12 protein-coding genes are annotated in these 17131 nt (G+C 72.8%); 4 read left to right on the top strand and 8 right to left on the bottom strand.

Translation table 11 applies throughout. The features are described 5' to 3' along the window. Positions 1-33: 33 nt before the first annotated feature. From GQQ92_RS11045 to GQQ92_RS11030, 4 genes are all read right to left on the bottom strand, one after another. Positions 34-786, bottom strand: a complete 753-nt coding sequence (locus GQQ92_RS11045) for an SDR family NAD(P)-dependent oxidoreductase (protein ID WP_156999309.1) — start codon at positions 784-786, stop codon at positions 34-36. After that, entirely contained in the window at positions 783-1874 is a 1092-nt protein-coding gene (locus GQQ92_RS11040) for an NADPH:quinone oxidoreductase family protein (RefSeq protein ID WP_232057646.1), read from the bottom strand. Before GQQ92_RS11040 ends, GQQ92_RS11045 begins: the two co-directional genes overlap by 4 nt. Next, the gene (locus GQQ92_RS11035; protein WP_156999308.1) at positions 1871-2470 is read right to left on the bottom strand and encodes a TetR/AcrR family transcriptional regulator; all 600 of its coding nucleotides are present in this window, start codon (positions 2468-2470) and stop codon (positions 1871-1873) included. Before GQQ92_RS11035 ends, GQQ92_RS11040 begins: the two co-directional genes overlap by 4 nt. Positions 2471-2575: 105 nt before the next feature. After that, complete coding sequence (locus GQQ92_RS11030; RefSeq protein WP_156999307.1) at positions 2576-3316, bottom strand: SDR family oxidoreductase; 741 nt, start codon at positions 3314-3316, stop codon at positions 2576-2578. Between the two features lie 203 nt (positions 3317-3519). On the opposite strand from GQQ92_RS11030, the gene GQQ92_RS11025 reads away from it, so the two are divergent. The 3 genes from GQQ92_RS11025 (at position 3520) to GQQ92_RS11015 (ending at position 9552) form a co-directional block, all read left to right on the top strand. After that, positions 3520-4908, top strand: coding sequence for an MFS transporter (locus GQQ92_RS11025; protein ID WP_232057645.1), 1389 nt, complete (start codon positions 3520-3522; stop codon positions 4906-4908). Between the two features lie 286 nt (positions 4909-5194). Further along, a complete protein-coding gene (locus GQQ92_RS11020) occupies positions 5195-6643 on the top strand; it encodes a choice-of-anchor A family protein (protein WP_156999305.1) in 1449 nt (482 codons plus the stop codon). A 203-nt stretch (positions 6644-6846) separates the two neighbouring features. Continuing rightward, positions 6847-9552, top strand: coding sequence for a cation-translocating P-type ATPase (locus tag GQQ92_RS11015; RefSeq protein ID WP_232057644.1), 2706 nt, complete (start codon positions 6847-6849; stop codon positions 9550-9552). On the opposite strand, the gene GQQ92_RS16570 is transcribed toward GQQ92_RS11015, so the two are convergent. From GQQ92_RS16570 to GQQ92_RS11000, 3 genes are all read right to left on the bottom strand, one after another. Next, a complete protein-coding gene (locus tag GQQ92_RS16570; protein ID WP_197738210.1) occupies positions 9553-12861 on the bottom strand; it encodes a DEAD/DEAH box helicase in 3309 nt (1102 codons plus the stop codon). Positions 12862-13099: 238 nt separating this feature from the next. Next, positions 13100-13936, bottom strand: a complete 837-nt coding sequence (locus tag GQQ92_RS11005) for an SDR family NAD(P)-dependent oxidoreductase (protein WP_156999304.1) — start codon at positions 13934-13936, stop codon at positions 13100-13102. Positions 13937-13981: 45 nt separating this feature from the next. Continuing rightward, entirely contained in the window at positions 13982-14422 is a 441-nt protein-coding gene (locus GQQ92_RS11000) for a Cif family virulence factor (RefSeq protein WP_156999303.1), read from the bottom strand. A 123-nt stretch (positions 14423-14545) separates the two neighbouring features. Here GQQ92_RS11000 and GQQ92_RS10995 point away from each other — a divergent pair, with 123 nt between their 5' ends. Next, a complete protein-coding gene (locus GQQ92_RS10995; protein ID WP_232057643.1) occupies positions 14546-14989 on the top strand; it encodes a DoxX family protein in 444 nt (147 codons plus the stop codon). Positions 14990-15024: 35 nt separating this feature from the next. On the opposite strand, the gene GQQ92_RS10990 is transcribed toward GQQ92_RS10995, so the two are convergent. Then, positions 15025-17121 (bottom strand): hypothetical protein, encoded by a 2097-nt coding sequence (locus tag GQQ92_RS10990; protein WP_156999302.1) that lies wholly within the window; start codon positions 17119-17121, stop codon positions 15025-15027. Positions 17122-17131 lie beyond the last annotated feature (10 nt).

Below are 17131 nucleotides of genomic sequence, written 5' to 3'. Positions count from 1 at the left end.
CCTACGCGAGCCGACGGATGCCGCGGACCGGCGTCAATGGTGCGGGATGCCCGCGATCATCCCGCCGTCGACCACGAACTCGGCGCCGCTCGTGAACGACGACGCGTCGCTCGCGAGGAACACGATGGTGCCCGCGACCTCGTCGGGCACCGACGGGCGCCCGAGCGGGATGTCGAGCTTCGCCGGGTCGATGCGCGTGGTCATGTCGGTCAGGATCAGCCCGGGATGCACGGAGTTCACGCGGATGCCGGATGCCCCGAGCTCGACCGCGAGCGCCTGGCTGAGGCCGCGCACGCCGAACTTCGATGCCGTGTAGCCCACGAGGTGGGGCGAGCCGCGCATGCCCTCGACGGAGGAGATGTTGATGATCGACCCCGAGCCCTGCGCCTTCATGACGGGCACGACCGCGCGGCAGCCGAGGAACACACCGGTGAGGTTCACCGCGATGACGGCGTTCCATTTCTCGAGGCTGTAGTGCTCGAGCGGCGCGGCGTTCGCGATGCCCGCGTTGTTCACGAGCACGTCGACGGCGCCGAACGCCTCGAGCGCCGCTTCGACGGCGGAGGCCCACGACTCCTCGTCGGTCACGTCGAGCGGCACGAAGCACGCGTCGACGCCGAGTTCGGCGGCGAGCGTCTCGCCCTCATCGCGCAGCAGGTCGGCGATCACGACGCGGGCGCCGGCGGCGTGCAGGGCGCGCGCGTACGCCTCGCCGAGGCCGCGGGCGCCGCCCGTGACCAGCGCGACGCGGCCGCCGAGGTCGACGGCCGCGGGGCGCCCGCTCACGATGCCGCCCCGACGCGCACGACGAGGCGTCCGACGGTGGCGCCGCCGGCGAGCTCCCGGATCGCGTCGGGCGCCGCCTCGAAGTCGACCACGCCGCCGGCGACGGGCGAGATGGCACCGGCATCCGCGAGCCGCACGAGCTCGGCGTGCGCCTCCCGCACGAGCTCGGGGCGGGTCTGCTGGTACAGCGCCCAGTGCAGGCCGAGCACCGAGTAGTTCTTCACGAGGGCGTGGTTGGCGCGCACCGGCGGGATCTCGCCGCTCGCGAAGCCGACCACGACGATGCGCCCCTCGAACGCGATGCACTTCGTGGTGCGCGTGAATGAGTCGCCGCCCACCGGGTCGAACACGACATCGGCGCCGCGCCCGTTCGTGAGGTCGTTGACCACGGCCGCGAAGTCGGGGGTGTCGGCGCGCACGATGACGGTCTCGGCACCCGCGGCGCGGGCCGTCTCGGCTTTCGCGGCCGATCCGACGACGGCGATGACGCGTGCTCCGGCCGCGACGCCGAGCTGCACGGCCGCGGTGCCGACGCCGCCGGCTGCCGCGTGCACGAGCAGCGTCTCCCCGGCCTGCAGGTTCGCACGTCGGTGCAGCCCGAACCAGGCCGTCTGGTAGGCGATCACGAGCCCCGACGCCTGCACGTCGTCGAGCGACGGGGGCGCGAGGTGCGCGGCATCCGCTTCGACGATCGCGTACTCCGAGAGCACGCCGATGCGCGAGGCGACGACCCGATCGCCCGGCTCGAAGGGCCGGATGCCGCTCACGGCGGCCGCCGACGCGACGCCGTCGCCCACCGCCACGACCTCGCCGACCAGCTCGATGCCCGGCACGAACGGCAGCTCGGGGCGCACCTGGTACTCGCCGCGGCAGAGCAGCACGTCGGGGAAGTTCACGGCGACCGCCCCGGTGCGCACGAGCAGCTCCCCGGTTCCGGGCGTCGGCACCGGGATCTCGTGCAGCTCGAGCACGTCGACGGGTTCGCCGTGGCGCGTGACGCGCCAGGCGCGCATGGTCTCGGACAGCGGGCCGGCGGTCTCGCGCGCGCCCTCCGAGGAGGGGCCCGGCTGCGGCATCCGCTCGCTCATCGCCCCTCGCCCTTCGCGGCGCTCGCATCGATGCCGGTGAGGAACAGATCGGTCAGCTGCTCGGCGAGGAGTGTCTTGCCCTCCGGGCCCTCGGGCGAATACCAGTGCGAGAGGTAGTGCACGTCGGCGAAGAAGTTCGCGATGAGCACCGGGCGCGGGATGTCGGTGCGATACAGCCCCTCGGCCTGGCCCTGCTCGATGAGCGCCGCGAACGTGTCGTTGTAGTCGCGGCGGCGGCGGGTGACCTCGGACTGCCGCGGCGCCGTGAGCATGTGCATGCTGCGGAAGAACACGGTGCCCTCCGGCAGGAAGTCGATCGAGGTCTCGATCACGTCGACGCACACCGCGCGCACGGTCTCGGCGGTTCCGCCGCCGCGGCCGATGATCGCGTCGAGGTGCTCCTTCTGCAGCGAGAGCATGCGGTCGTAGATGCCGAAGAGCAGGTCGTCCTTCGACTGGAAGTAGTGGTACATCGCGCCCTTGGTGACGCCGGCCGCCTCCACGACCTGCTGCACGCTCGTGTTCGCGTACCCATTCGCGGCGAACAGCTCGACGGCCGCTCGCATCACGTCGTCGGCGACGCTGGTCTCCTTCATCGGTTCTCGTCTCTGTCGATGTCTGGTGTCGGATGTCTGGTGTCGGATGTCTGGTGCCGGATGTCTGGTGCCGGATGCCTGGTGCCGGGTGTCTGGACTCGGGTCTCAGCCGATCGGCCGCAGGCTCGCGCCGCCGTCGATGAGGATGGTCTGCCCGGTGATCCATGCTGCGTCCTCGGAGAGCAGGAACGCCACCGGACCCGCGACGTCGTCGGGAACCCCGAGTCGCCGCAACGGGTACTCGGCGGCCACCTCGGCCTCCCGGCCCTCGTAGAGCGCGCGGGCGAAGGCCGTCTTCACGACCGCGGGGGCGACGGCGTTGACGCGGATGCCGGGCGCCAGCTCGTGCGCGAGCTGGATCGTGAGGTTCATGAGCGCCGCCTTGGAGACGCCGTAGAACGCGATGCCGGGCGCCGCCGACACGGCGGAGATCGAGGAGAGGTTGACGATCGATCGGCTGAGTCCGGCGGCGACGGCGGCGCGGGTCCACTCGAGCGCGGCGACGACGTTCACCTCGAGGATCTTGCGGATCGCGGATGCCTCGATCTCGAGCGCCGGGCCGTAGGCGGGGTTGATGCCCGCGTTGTTCACGAGGTGGTCGAGCCGGCCGTGCCGTTCGGCGATGTGGGCGAACACGGCCGCGCGGTGCTCGGGATCGTCGGCCTTGCCCGCGACGCCCGTCGCCCGGTCGGCGCCGAGCTCGGCGACGGCGGCGTCGAGGGACTCCTGCGACCTGCCGGTGATCACCACCCGCGCGCCCTCGTCGACGAGGCGTCTCGCGATCGCCAGACCGATGCCGCGGCTTCCGCCGGTGATGAGGGCTACGCTCGATTCGAACCTGTGCACGCGTCTCTCCTTCGAGTTCGCGGTCGTGCGGTGAAGCCAGCATACCGACTAGACGGTATGACGCAAACTCGCACCCCTGACGCCAGCGACTCGACCGGAATCCCGTACTTGCGTCCGAACCCCGTTCGATCGGGCGCACGGCGCGCGAACGGGATTCCCGGTGTCGGATGGGGGATCGCCGCACGCCGGGGGAAGATGGAACGGTGACGACTCCCCTTCCGAGCACCAGCACGCCGTCCTGGCGCCTGTGGCTCATCTGGGGAGTCGGCGTCGCCGCCTACATCGTCTCGATCACGAACCGCACCTCGCTCTCGGCGGTCGGCGTCGACGCCGCGGTCAGGTTCGACGCCGACGCATCCGTGCTCTCGCTCTTCGCGGTCGTGCAGCTCGCCGTCTACGCGACGATGCAGGTGCCCGTGGGGCTGCTGCTCGACCGTTTCGGCGCCCGCCCGATCATCACGATCGGCATGGCGACGATGGCCGTCGGCCAGCTCGTCATGGCCTTCGCCCCCGACGTCGGCACCGCCCTCGTGGCCCGGGTGCTCCTCGGCGCCGGCGACGCGGCGATCTTCCCGAGCGTGCTGCGCGTCGTCGCGGTGTGGTTCCCGGCCAGGCAGGCGCCGTTCCTCGTGCAGATGACGGGACTGCTCGGCCAGGCCGGCCAGCTCATCTCGATCGTGCCGCTCGCGGCGCTGCTGCACGCCACGAGCTGGTCGGTCGCCTTCGGCAGCCTGGCGGGCCTCGGCGTGCTGTTCACGGTGCTGACGTTCGCGATCATCCGCAACCGGCCGCCCGACCGCTCCGAGGACGTCTCGGTCGACACCGAGACCGGCGCGATCCAGATCGTGCGATCCTCCGTCGACCTGCGCCAGGGGTTCACGGAGTCCTGGGCGCACCCCGCGACCCGGCTCGCGTTCTGGTCGCACTTCACGACGCCGTTCTCGGGCACCGCGTTCATGCTGCTGTGGGGATTCCCGTTCCTCACCGTGGGCGAGGGCCTCTCCCCCGCCGTGGCCTCGCTCGTGTTCAGCGTCTACGTCGTGTTCGGCATGGCCTCCGGGCCCGTGATCGGCGCGCTCTCGAGCCGGCATCCGCAGCGGAGGTCGCGCCTGCTGGTGCTGCCGATCATCGGCCTCCAGGCGCTCGTGTGGCTCGTCGTGATCTTCTGGCCGGGGCAGGCGCCGCTCTGGCTGCTGTTCGTGCTCGCCTTCGCCATGAGCACGGGCGGCCCGGCCTCGATGATCGGCTTCGACCACGCGCGAACCTTCAACCCCGCGCACCGGCTCAGCACCGCGACCGGTATCGTCAACGTCGGCGGCTTCCTCGCGGCGCTGCTCGCGATCTTCTTCATCGGCCTCGCGATGGACCTCCAGGGCGCGGGATCGCCCGACACGTACTCCCTCGAGGCGTTCCGGCTCGCGTTCCTCACGCAGGTGCCGCTCTGGGCGCTCGGGGCGACGTTCATCATCGTCGAGCGCCGTCGCACCCGCGTCCACATCGGGCTCGACGAGCCTCGCCCCAGACGCCGGCGACCACGACGCGGCGTCGCCGCCGCGGGCGATTCGCCGGGCGACGATCTCCCGCTCGAGTAGCCGCCGCCACCCGAACGGGGGTGAAGTCCGGGCCCGCTGCCGCGGAACCCGTGCGAGGCCGCCCAGAAGTGCCGATCCGGGCTGGCGCTCGAACCGCAAAGCCTGATAGTAAAGAAACCTGACTTATCCGCGTCATGATTCGCGGGTGCGCCGGTCTCTCCAGTCGGAGGTCTCAGCGCCGCGCTCAGCCCGCGGCGCCGCCGAGAGCTCCCGACGACTGCGATCCGGCACGCCGCCTCGCCGACGTCGCATCATCCGCACCACCCGACCCGAACGGAGCACCACCGTGTCATCCCACGCGTCCCGACGCACCCGCTCGACGCTGAGCCTGCTCACCGCCGCCGGCCTCGCCGTGACCGGCGCCGCCGGCCTCGCCATGATCGCCGGCCCGGCATCCGCCGCGCCGCTCGCGCCCGTGGCCGAATGCCCGGTCGAGGGCCAGATCCCCGGCATCGGCGGCACGCCGCTGTTCTCCGACACCGGCGTCGCCGTGTTCGCGGGCGGCGACTACCTCGCCACCGGCAGCGCCGCCGAGTCCGAGGGACTCCTCCTCGTCGCCGGCGACGCGACGTTCGCCAAGACCGGCGGCGGCGTGTTCAACGTCGGCACCGCCGGCGCGGGCTCAGGCATCGTCCCGCCGGCCGGCACGCAGATGCTCGCCGTCGGCGGCGACCTCGCGACGCAGAACGGCACGCGGGTGCACGTCGGCGCCAACCTCGTCGGCGGCGGCGACGTCCACGTCGGCGGAGCCGACACCGGCGCCTCGATCGACACGTACGGCGGCACGGTGCGGTGGAACCTGGGCGCCGACGCGACCAGCCCGAACTCCGGCTTCGGCGCGCTCATCGAGTCGACCTCGAGCGACCTCGCGGCCGAGGCCGCCACCGACACCGCCGTGATCTCCGGCAGCACGGTGACCTTCGCGAGCGCCGCCGACCGCTCGCTCTACGTGTTCAGCATCGATGCGGCGACCCTCGGCACGACGCCGGCGGTCGTCTTCGACCTGCCCGCCGACGCGCCCGTGCTCGTCAACGTGACGGGCACGAGCCTCGACTGGGCGCCGAACTACTTCGCCGACACATCCACTCGCTTCGACGGCCCGAGCAGCGCGGCCTTCGGCGAGTGGTCCTCGCGCATCCTCTGGAACCTCGAGGAAGCGACCAGCGTGAAGCTCGGCACCGACGGCCAGCTCATCGGCTCCGTGCTCGCGCCGGCCGCCGACGCCACCGTCAGGACGTCGACGAACGGTCGCCTGCTCGTGGGCGGCGACCTCACCGTGAGCGGCTCCGGCGTCGAGCACCACAACTACCCGTGGACCGGCGGCGAGGGCCTCGAGTGCTCGCCCGAGCCCGAGACGCCCGTCGACCCCGCACCCCCGACCGAGCCCGAGGAGCCCGGCAACCCCGACGAGCCCGGCAACCCCGAGACGCCCACCGAGCCCGAGACGCCGACCGAGCCCGAGAACCCGGGCAACCCCGACGAGCCCGCCAACCCCGAGCGCCCCGAGAGCCCCGAAGACGGCATCGGCGGCGGCGAGCCGCCCGTCGAGTCCGACCCCGTCACGGAGTCGCCCTCGACCACGACCGCCTCGTCGTCCGAGACCGCCGCGACCGGTGAGCCCGAGTCCGGCCTCGCCGCGACCGGCGTCGAGACCGTCGGCATCGTCGCCCTCGCCGCGACCCTGCTCGCGGGCGCCGGGGCGCTGTTCGTGATCGCCCGCCGCCGACGCGCCTGACCGCGCCGGAAGATCCCGGCGCGCACCCGCGCGAACCCCCGCGCACCCACGTCGACCCGACGCGCACCCCGCGAACCGGGTGACCCGTGACAGATGCCCCGAGCTTCGGCTCGGGGCATCCGTCGTCCGTGCCGATTCGCACTGCCGCGGGCGACGGTCTCGGCGCTATGGTGTGCAGTATCGGCACGACGAGCGGGGGTTCCGTGACCATCGAAGCAGCGCAGAGCACGACCGAGGAGTCTGGCGTCGAGTGGTGGGCGCTCGCCCCAGACGACGCGGTGGCCCGAACCGAGTCCGAGAGCTCCCACGGGCTCACGGCGGCCGAGGTCGGGCGGCGGCTCGCCGAGTCGGGTCCGAACGCGCTGCACAGCGCGCCTCCGCCGAACGTGTGGCGCATCGCCCTCAGCCAGGTGCTCGAGCTCATGACGCTCATGCTCATCGCGGTCACGATCGTGTCGCTGCTCATCGGGCAGGTCACGACCGCGATCATCGTGGCGATCCTCGTGCTGTTCAACGTCGTCACGGGCACCCAGCAGGAGGTCAAGGCACGCCGCAGCGTCGACGCGCTCGCGAAACTGCAGACGCCCAAGGCGCGCGTCATGCGCGACGGCGTGCTCGTGCAGATCGACGCCACCGGCCTCGTGCCCGGCGACATCGTCGACCTCGAGTCGGGCGACCTGGTGCCGGCCGACGGCCGCATCCTGCGCTCGGCGAACCTCGAGACCCAGGAGTCCTCGCTCACGGGCGAGTCGCTGCCCATCCCGAAGGGCTCCGCCGAGAACCCCGCCGCGACGGCGCTCGCCGACCGCACCTCGATGGTGTTCCAGAACACGTCGGTCACGCGCGGCACCGCCCGCATCGTGGTCGTCGAGACCGGCATGCGCACCCAGATGGGCCGCATCGCGTCGATGCTGACGCAGGTCGGCGACAAGAAGTCGCCCCTGCAGGTCGAGCTCGACGGCCTCACGAAGGTGCTCGGCATCATCGCCTGGAGCGCGGTGCTCGTCATCGTGATCATCGGCTTCGTGCGCGGGCAGAGCCTCGACGAGCTCCTCTTCCTCGCGACCGCGGTCGCGATCTCGGCGATCCCGACCGGCCTGCCGGTCTTCGTGCAGAGCCTGCTCGCGTGGGGCGCGTCGAAGCTCGCGAAGGAGCGCGCCATCGTCACCTCGCTCAACGACGTCGAGACGCTCGGCGCGACGAGCGCGATCTGCTCCGACAAGACCGGCACGCTGACGCTGAACATGATGACCGTGCGCACGGCCTGGTTCGGCGGCAGCACGTACCGGGTCGTGGGCGAGGGCTACTCGTTCGAGGGCCGGGTGCTCGGCACCTCCGACGAACCGCTCGACGCGCCGACGCTCGGGCTCGCCATCGGCCTGCCGAACGACGCGACGGTGTCGACCGACGGCGAGGTGGTGGGCGACCCCACCGAGGCGGCGCTCGTGGTGCTCGCGGCGCGGCTCGGCATCGACGCCGATCGGGCCCGCAAGGACTACCCGCGGCTGGCCGAGGTGCCGTTCGACTCCGACTACAAGTTCATGGCGACGCTGCAGCGCATCCCGGTCCACGGCGAGACGCGGCTCGTGCTCATCGTCAAGGGCGCCCCCGACGTCGTGCTCGGCCGCTGCACCTCGATGCTCGGCGAGACGCGCGAGACGGTGCCGGTCGACTCCGATTCGGCCACCGCGGAGCTGGAGCGGATGTCGGCGACGGGCCTGCGCACGCTCGCGATCGCGGCCCGCTTCCTCGACGACGCCGACGAGGCCCGCGTCGCGGCCGACCCGATGGCCGCGGTCGAGGAGCTCTCGCTCATCGGCATCGTCGGCATCGTCGACCCGCTGCGCACCGAGGCGAAGGACGCCGTCGCCGTGGCGCACGACGCGGGCATCGACGTGCGCATGATCACGGGCGACCACGCCGTCACGGCGGGCGCGATCGGCGCCGAGCTCGGGCTCGGCACGGGCGCGGTGAGCGGCGCCGACCTCAAGCGGATGAGCGACGAGGAGCTGCTCGGCCGGCTGCCGAACCTGCACGTGTTCGGCCGGGTCACGCCCGACGACAAGCTCCGCCTGGTGCGGCTGCTCCAGTCGAAGGGCGCGATCGTCGCGATGACGGGCGACGCCGTGAACGACGCGGCCGCCATCAAGCAGGCCAACATCGGCGTCGCGATGGGCTCCGGCTCCGAGGTCACGAAGCAGGCCGCGAAGCTCGTGCTCACCGACGACAACTTCGCGACGCTCGTGCACGCGGTCGAGATCGGCCGCATCGTCTACTCGAAGATCACCGCGTACCTGCGGTTCCAGATGACGCAGCTGCTCAGCCTGATCATGCTCTTCCTCGCGGCGAGCGCGTTCTCGATCGCCGAGGGCGTCGCCCTGTTCCCGGCGCAGGTACTGTTCATCAACTTCTTCGTGGCACTGTTCGCGGTGTTCGCGATCGCGGCCGACGCGAACCCGCCGGGCATCATGAGCCATCCGCCGCGCGATCCGAAGATCGGCGTCGTGAACCCGGTCTCGCTCGTCGAGTGGCTCGTCTACGGCGCCGTCATCTTCCTGATCGCCCTCGTGCCGCTCGTCTGGGGCCCCGACACCCCGAGCCCGGTCGAGCCGACCGCGTCGATGACGATGGCCTACGTCGTGCTCGGGTTCGCGACGGTGCTGAGCGCGCTGCTCATGCGGCGCACGCCCGAGTCGGGCCTGCTGGCGCCGATCGCGGCGGTCGCGAAGATCCTGGTCTGGCCGGTGCTGCTCATCGTCGCGTCGACCGAGATCGGCGTGCTCCAGCGCATGCTCGGCACGGTGTCGCTCACCGGCTGGCAGTGGCTCGGATGCATCGGGCTGACGCTCGTGCTGCTCGTCGTCGTCGAGGGCGACAAGTGGCTGCGTCGCCGCCGTCGCGATGCCTGATCACCCGAGCAGGCTCCGCAGGTCGTCGGCGGTGAGCGCCTCGACGCCGCGTGCGCCCGCGGCATCCGCTTCGGCCTCGCCTCCGACGCCGGCGTCGAGGATGGACGCCACGAGTTCGCCCTTGCGCTCCTTCAGCGCCATGACCTTCTGCTCGATCGTGTCGGCTGCGACGAGCCGGTAGACCATGACCTGCTTCGTCTGCCCGATGCGGTGCGTGCGGTCGACGGCCTGCGCCTCGCTCGCGGGGTTCCACCACGGGTCGAGCAGGAACACGTAGTCGGCCTCGGTGAGGTTCAGCCCGAATCCGCCGGCCTTCAGGCTGATGAGGAACACGGATGCCTCGCCCGCGCGGAACCGCGCGATCTCGGCGTCGCGGCGGCGAACCGGGGTCGACCCGTCGAGGTACGCGTACGGCACGCCGGCGGCCTCGAGGCGCGCCCTGGCCCGCCCGAGGAACGAGGTGAACTGGCTGAACACGAGCGCCCGGTGCCCCTCCGCGATCACGTCGTCGAGCTGCTCGAAGAGGGCGTCGAGCTTCGCCGACGGCATGCCCGCGTAGCGATCGTCGTCGATGAGCGTCGCGTCGAGCGCGAGCATGCGCAGCAGCGTGAGCGAGCGGTAGACGATGAACCGGTTGCGGTCGAGGTCGTCGATGAGGCCGAGGAGCTTCTGCCGCTCGCGCTGCAGCATCGTGTCGTAGAGGCGGCGGTGGGCGGGCGCGAGGGCGACCTCGAGCACCTGCTCCTGCTTGGGCGGCAGTTCGGGCGCCACCACCTCTTTCGTGCGGCGCAGCAGGAGTGGGCGGATGCGTCGCCGCAGGCGCTCGCGCCGTTCGAGGTTGCGGTCCTGTTCGATGGGTCGCCGGTACTGCTCGTCGAAGGCGCGCCGCGAGGGGAAGAGCCCGGGCGCCACGAGCTGCAGGATCGCCCAGAGCTCGCCGAGGTCGTTCTCGATGGGCGTGCCGGTGACGGCGAGCCGGAAGGGCGCACGGATGCCGCGGGCCGCCGCGTGCACCTTCGTGGCGGCGTTCTTCACGAACTGCGCCTCGTCGAGCACGAGCCCGCCCCACTCGAGGGCGGCGAACGCCTCGGCCTCGAGGCGCAGCACGGCGTAGGTGGTGACGACGAGGTCGGCGCAAGCCGCGGCCTCGGCGATCGACCCCTTGCGCTTCGCCTCGGTCGTGGTGACGGATGCCACGCGCAGCCCCGGCGTGAACCGGGCCGCCTCCCGTGCCCAGTTCGAGGCGACCGACGTGGGCGCGACGACGAGGAACGGGCGAGCGTCGCCGTCCGCCTCCGCCGGTCGAGGAGGCGCGCCAGCGCCGTCTCGAGACCCCTCGCCCAGGTTTCGAGACGCTCCTCCGTCGCTCCTCGACCAGCCAGCCTCCGCCGGTCGAGGAGGCGCGCCAGCGCCGTCTCGAGACCCCCCGCCCAGGTCTCGAGACGCTCCTGCGTCGCTCCTCGACCAGCCAGCAGACGCTCCTCCGTCGCTCCTCGACCAGCCCCGGGCATGCTCGATGAGCGCGAGGGTCTGCGCGGTCTTGCCGAGGCCCATGTCGTCGGCGAGGATGCCGCCGAGGCGCGCCCGCCAGAGGAACGCGAGCCACCGGAACCCGGCGAGCTGGTACGGCCGCAGCGGCAGCGCGACGCCGGGCGGCTGCGGCAGCGGTTCGACGCGTTCGTGCTCGAGCGCCTCGACGGTGCGCCGCCACGAGACCGCCGGCTCCGCGACATCCGCCAGGTCTTCGAAATCGGCCCAGAGGCTCGTGCGGCTCGCGTGGATGCGAAGGCCCGTCTCCCACTCGGCGAGCGTGCCGGCCTCCTCGATGAGGTCGCGCAGCGGTTCGAACACCGGCTGGTTCAGCATGAGGTACGTCTTGTCGACGAGCAGCAGGCGCCGCTGCCCCTTCGCGAGCGCGCGGAACAGGGGCATGAACGGCACGGTCTTGCCGTCGATCGTGATGACGACGCCGAGGTCGAACCAGTCGGTCTTGCGCGACTCGACCGTGGTGACGCGCACCTTCGCCGGTTCGGTGAGCAGCCGGTAGTCGGGGCGTTCGCCCTCGACCTCGATGCGCAGCGGATGCCCCGTGGCGAGCGCCTCGAGCCTCGGCAGGCGTTCGGCGCAGAACTCGGCCGCGTCGACGCCGCGGAGCAGCACCGTGTCGAGCGGGATCCAGCCGAGCACGTCGGCGACCCGCGCGAGCAGGTCGTCGTCGAGGTCGGGGTCGGCGGCGGCCGCGGCGATCGAGGCCGGCGCCCCCACGTCGCCGTCGGCGCCCTCGGGCGCGCCGACGAACACGACCCGCCCGTCGGCGTGCTGCCAGTGCCACGCCATGCGCAGCACGTCGCGCGGCTCGAACGCGAGGTCGAGCACGAGCTCGGCGGGTGCGGGCGGCGGCGGCGCGAACGACCCGTCGCGGCTCGTGACGGGCACCGAGCGGGCGAGCGCCGGGTACGCGCGGAGGAACTCGGCCTTCTCGGACGGCGGCACCCGCACCGGCTGCCCGCCGTCGAGCAGGGCTCGTGCCGCGTCGGACACGGGGTCGACGAACGGCGCGAGCTCGAGGCATCCGCGCTCGAAATCGAACCGGTAGACGCCGTGCCCGCCGACGGGTCGCGCGTTCGCGACCACCCCCGCGACGTCGTCGAAGGCGAGCTCGGGCGTGAGCGTGAGGGTTCCGTCGGGGGTCTCGCGCGCGTCGAGCGCGATCGTCGCCGACGCATGCACGAGCACCTCGGGCGTGACGTCGGAGCCGACGAGCGCGACGCCCAGCCGCCCGGCCTCGGCGAACAGGGCCCAGAGCAGCGGGCTCTCGAACTCGTCGAGCGTGACCCACTCGGAGCCGTAGGTCGTGTACACGCTCGGCGAGCTGCCCTTCAGCAACGCGAACTGCGCGAACCAGCGGGCGTGCGCGGGGTCGAAGCCGCCCGCCTCGCCCTGATAGGCGACGTTCTGCCACGTGAGGTGCGCCTTGATCCACGCCCCGCGCGCACCCTGCGTGACCGGGCGCACCGCGAGCCGGTCGACGGATGCCGCGCGCGACGCCGGCTCGTCGCGCGGCCCCTGCCACTGCTCGTTGCGCCGGGTGACCTTGCGGCGCAGCTCGAACTGCAGCCCCAGCCGTTTCGAGGCGGGCGCACGGGCGCCGGATGCCGCGGGCCCGCCACGTGCGGACCCGTCGGCGTCGCCCTGGCCCGGGCTGCGGCCCGCGGCGGAGGCTCGCGCGGCGAGCGGGCCGAGCATCGAGCGCCAGTCGGCGGCATCCGCGGCATCCGCTCGGGGGGCGGGCGGCGGCTCGGCGGTCATGCCCTCATGCTCGCACGGACGACCGACCCCGCGGCTGCGTCGGTCGCGCCGGCCCGCCGGTCGAGGAGGCGCGCCAGCGCCGTCTCGCCGGTCGAGGAGGCGCGCCAGCGCCGTCTCGAGACCCCGACCCCAGGTCTCGAGACGCTCCGCTCCTCGACCAGCGAGACGCTCCGCTCCTCGACCAGCGAGACGCTCCGCTCCTCGACCAGCGAGACGCTTCGCTCCTCGACCGGCAGCGTCAGCCGCGCCCCGCGTCGAGCATCGCGACCGTGCGGTCCCACAGGGCGCGCGCGAGCGCGGCGTCATCGGCGCGACGGCTCGCCCGCGCCGGCTTGGAGTCTGCGAAGTAGAGGCCCGTCGGGTAGTCATCGCCGGGGGCGCCCTCGGCGAGGAAGACGAGCGTCGAGGCGCCCTGCTCGGGTGTCGAGAGCACGAGGTTGCGCAGGCGCGAGCGGTAGAGGCCGGCCATGCCCGATCCGCGGTCGGCCGAGAAGTTCGTGGCGATCGCGCCGGGGTGGAACGCGGTCGACGTCACGCCGTCGTCGCCGTGGCGCCGCTCGAGCTCCTTCGTGAAGAGGATCTGCGCGAGCTTCGCGTTGCCGTACGCCCGCACGGGCCGGTACCGGCGGGCGGACTCGAGGTCGTCGAGGTCGAACCGGGCGAAGAGCCGGTTGGCGAGGCTCGACGTGTTGATCACCGTCGCGCGCGAGGCGACGAGGGTCGGCATGAGCTCCTGCGTGAGCAGGAACGGCGCGAGGTAGTTCACCTGGAAGGTCATCTCGTGGCCGTCGCCGGTCAGCTCGCGCTCCTTGCCGAACACGCCGCCCGCGTTGTTGGCGAGCACGTCAATGCGCGGATGCCACGCCGCGAGCTCCGCGGCGAGCGCCCGCACCGAGCCCAGGTCGGCGAAGTCGACGAGGTGGTGCTCGGCCCCGAGCTCTTCGGCGAGCGCCCGCGTCTTCTCGGGCGACCGGCCGACGAGGACCACCTCGTGCCCGTCGGCGCTCAGCTTTCGGGCGGCGGCACGGCCGATGCCGTCGCTCGCGCCGGTGATGACGATGATCTTCTGCGCCACGGGGCCTCCTCGGGTGGGAGGCACCAGCCTACGGCGCGGGCGCCGTCACACCCCGATCGCCGTCTCCCACGCGATGCGCCACCGGCCATCGACGCGGCAGAGCCCGATCGTGGTCTCGAACGCGGGTCGCACGCGTGCGCGGCACAGCTCGCGGTACGACGCGCGCTCCACGGTCCGGCAGACCGCGGTGTCCTCGGCGAGCTGCAGGCTCTCGATGCGCACCGTCCAGCGGATGCGGCCCTGCAGCAGCTCGAACCAGTCCCAGATGCGCGTGGCGTCGAGCGCCGGGTCGGCGATGCGCGTGACGGGCGGCGTCGGCCCGATCACCGGGGCGCCGGGCAGGTATCGGGCGGCGAGCCAGTCGGCGTCGCGCGAGCGCATGGCCGCGCCGCGCTTGGACACGATCCACGCGATCTCGGCCGCGTCGATCCGGGCCGCACGGGCTGGATCCTGCTGGTCGGGCCGCGATGCCGGCCCCGGCCTCATGTGCTTCGTCCTCATACCCCCACGACGAACGCCGCGACCGGGAATCGACCGCTCCGCGGCATCCGCTCGGGAGATCTTCGAAGGTCGGGTGACCTGCGGATACCTCGGTGCGAGACTTGCACGATGCGCCGACACCCGAACGCACGACCCGAGAGCCCGCTCCGCGGCATCCGCTCGCTCACGCGCTGGCTGCTCGCCGCGCTGCTCGTCTTCGCCGGACTCTCGCACCTGTTCTGGGCGCGTCGCGGCTACCGCATCGTCGTGCCCGACTGGGTCGAGGAGGTGACGACCCTCGACAAGGATGCCGTGGTCGTCGCCTCGGGCGCGGCCGAGGTGCTGCTCGGCGCGGCCGTCGTCGGCCTGCCCCGCGAGCGTCGCCGCGTCGGGGCGCTCATCGCGGCGTTCTTCGTCGCCGTCTTCCCCGGCAATGTGCACCAGTGGCGCACCGGGCGCCCGGCTCCGCTCATGCGCACCGACCGCGCACGGTTCGTGCGGCTGTTCCTGCAGCCGGTGCTCGTGGCGTGGGCGCTCTGGAGCACCGCGCCCGACGCGCCCCGCGAGCGCTGAGGCCGGCGGGCGGGCGCTGAACCCGGCACCCGACCTCAGACGGGGCGGCGTCGGGCGAGCACGCCGCCGGCGAAGCCGAGCACGGCGCCGATCCAGACGAGCGGCAGGCCGAGTCCGAGTGCGGGCACGACGGCGACGACGGCGAGGAAGATCAGCCAGGCGACCGTGATCAGCACGATGAGCACGGCGCTGGCGCGCGTGAGGCGGCCGGAGCTGCCGACGAGGCCGAGCAGCATGAGCGCGGCGAACGCGAACACGAGGGTGCGGATCGCGGGTTCGGTGAGGGAGACGTCGCCGAGGAACACCTCGTTTCGCGCGAGGGCGCCGATGAGCTCGATCGAGGGCAGGAACGGCGTGAACCCGGCGAACCATTCGGCGAGGGCGCCGACGATGACGAGCAGGCCGCCGATGATGACGAGCACGCGTCCCACGGTGGGGCGCCGGTCGCTGGTGGCCTGCGTGAGCGCGGTCTGCGCCTCGATGGTGCGCACGCCGTCGGTCGCGATGACGCGCATGCGGCGGGTGGCGGATTCGTTCGGCGGCGGGCGCGGGGCGTCGACGACGAGGCGCGCGACCGACACGGCTCCGGCCGGCACGACGAGCTGGTCGGGGGTGAGTACGAGGCTGGCGGTGCCGTCGTCGGACGCGCCCTGGAGGCTCACGCCGAGCGGTTCGACGCCGCGCCGGTTGTCGACGGCGACCTCGAAGGCGGCGCGGCTCTCGTTGACGATCAGCTGCGACGGCGGGTCGATGCGAAGCGCCGCGGTGAGGATGGGTTCCGGCGGCGAGGAGCGTTCGACGGTGCCCATGGCCTCGACGTCCTGGGTTCCGTCGGATGCGACGACCGAGAACGCGTGCTGCGCGGTCTCGCCTCGGGGCGGCGGGGGTGCGGCGAGGCGTCCGCGCACGCGCACGACGGCGCCGGGCTCGACGACGATCCGGTCGGTGCTGAACGAGAAGCCGATGGTGCGGCTCGGGTCCCGCGCGGCGAGTGTGACGGTCGCGGGGAGGTGCCCGCCGCGGTGGTCGATGAGCACGTCGAAGTCGACGGTGCCGCCGTGCTCGATGCGCAGGGCGCTGGGCTCGATGCGGACGCGCACGGGCTGCTCGACGGGTATGGCGGAGGTGCGTTGCACGAGGGTGAGGGGCACGGCGGCGCGTCCGGCGTCGTTGCCGGCTTCGACGGTGATCTGGCGGCTGAGTTCGCGGCCGGGTTCGGGTTCCGGTGCGCTGAAGTCGACGGCGAGTTCGACGACCTGGCCCGCCGGGACGGTGACGACGTCGGGTGCGAACGCGAACCGCACGAGTCCTTCGGCGTCGGCGGCGGTGAGGCGCACCGTCTGCGGGAAGTTCGCGGCCCGGTTGTCCAGGCGCACGGTGAACTCGCCTGCGGCGTGGTCTTCGAGCCGGATGAGGCTGGGCCGCACCTCGAGGGTCGCGCTGGGGCCGAGCGGCGGCACGGTGAGCTGGATCGCGACGTCGGTGCGGAGGTCGGGCTCGGCGAGCGAGCTGATGCGGAGCGTGAGCGCGACCCGCTGCGCGGCGACGAGGGTCCCGTCGCGCACGCCGAGCTCGAGCGCCACGGCGAGTTCCTGCCCCGGCATGAGGTGGGCGTCCTCGTGCGCGAACTCGAGCCACTGCGGCGGCGAGACCGGCTCGATGCGGTAGCCGTCGACGATCGAGGACGGGTTCGTGAGCCGCATCCCCACCGTCACAGGCGCCCCGGGCGCGAGCGTCGCCTCGGCCACGTCGAGCACGGCCTCGGGTGCCTCCATCCGCGCGGGGGTCGTGCCGCGCGGCTCGGTCGTCGACGTGGGGGCGGATGCCGCGGGGCCGGCGGATGCCGCAGCGTCGCCGGCTGCCGCAGGGCCGGCGGATGCCGCAGCAGCGCCGGATGCCGCAGCATCGCCGGGTTCGGCCGCGGCATCCGATTCCGGCGGCTCGGCCCGGTCCGGTTCGCCCGGTTCGCTCGGTTCGCTCGGTTCGACGATGGTCGGCACGTGTCCGGTGAGCGGTTCGCCGTCGAGGGTCGCGCCGCCCGAGTCCCATCCGAGGTACGCGTCGCAGGCGTGGCAGAACCGTGCAGCGGCCTCGTTGACGGCGCCGCACGTCTCGCAGACGCGTTTCGCCATCGATGTCCTC

The sequence above is a fragment of the Agromyces terreus genome, assembly GCF_009749465.1.
Classification (GTDB): Bacteria; Actinomycetota; Actinomycetes; order Actinomycetales; family Microbacteriaceae; genus Agromyces; species Agromyces terreus.
The sequence above is the reverse complement of the archived record's forward strand: the minus strand, read 5'-3'. Positions and strand labels throughout refer to the sequence as shown.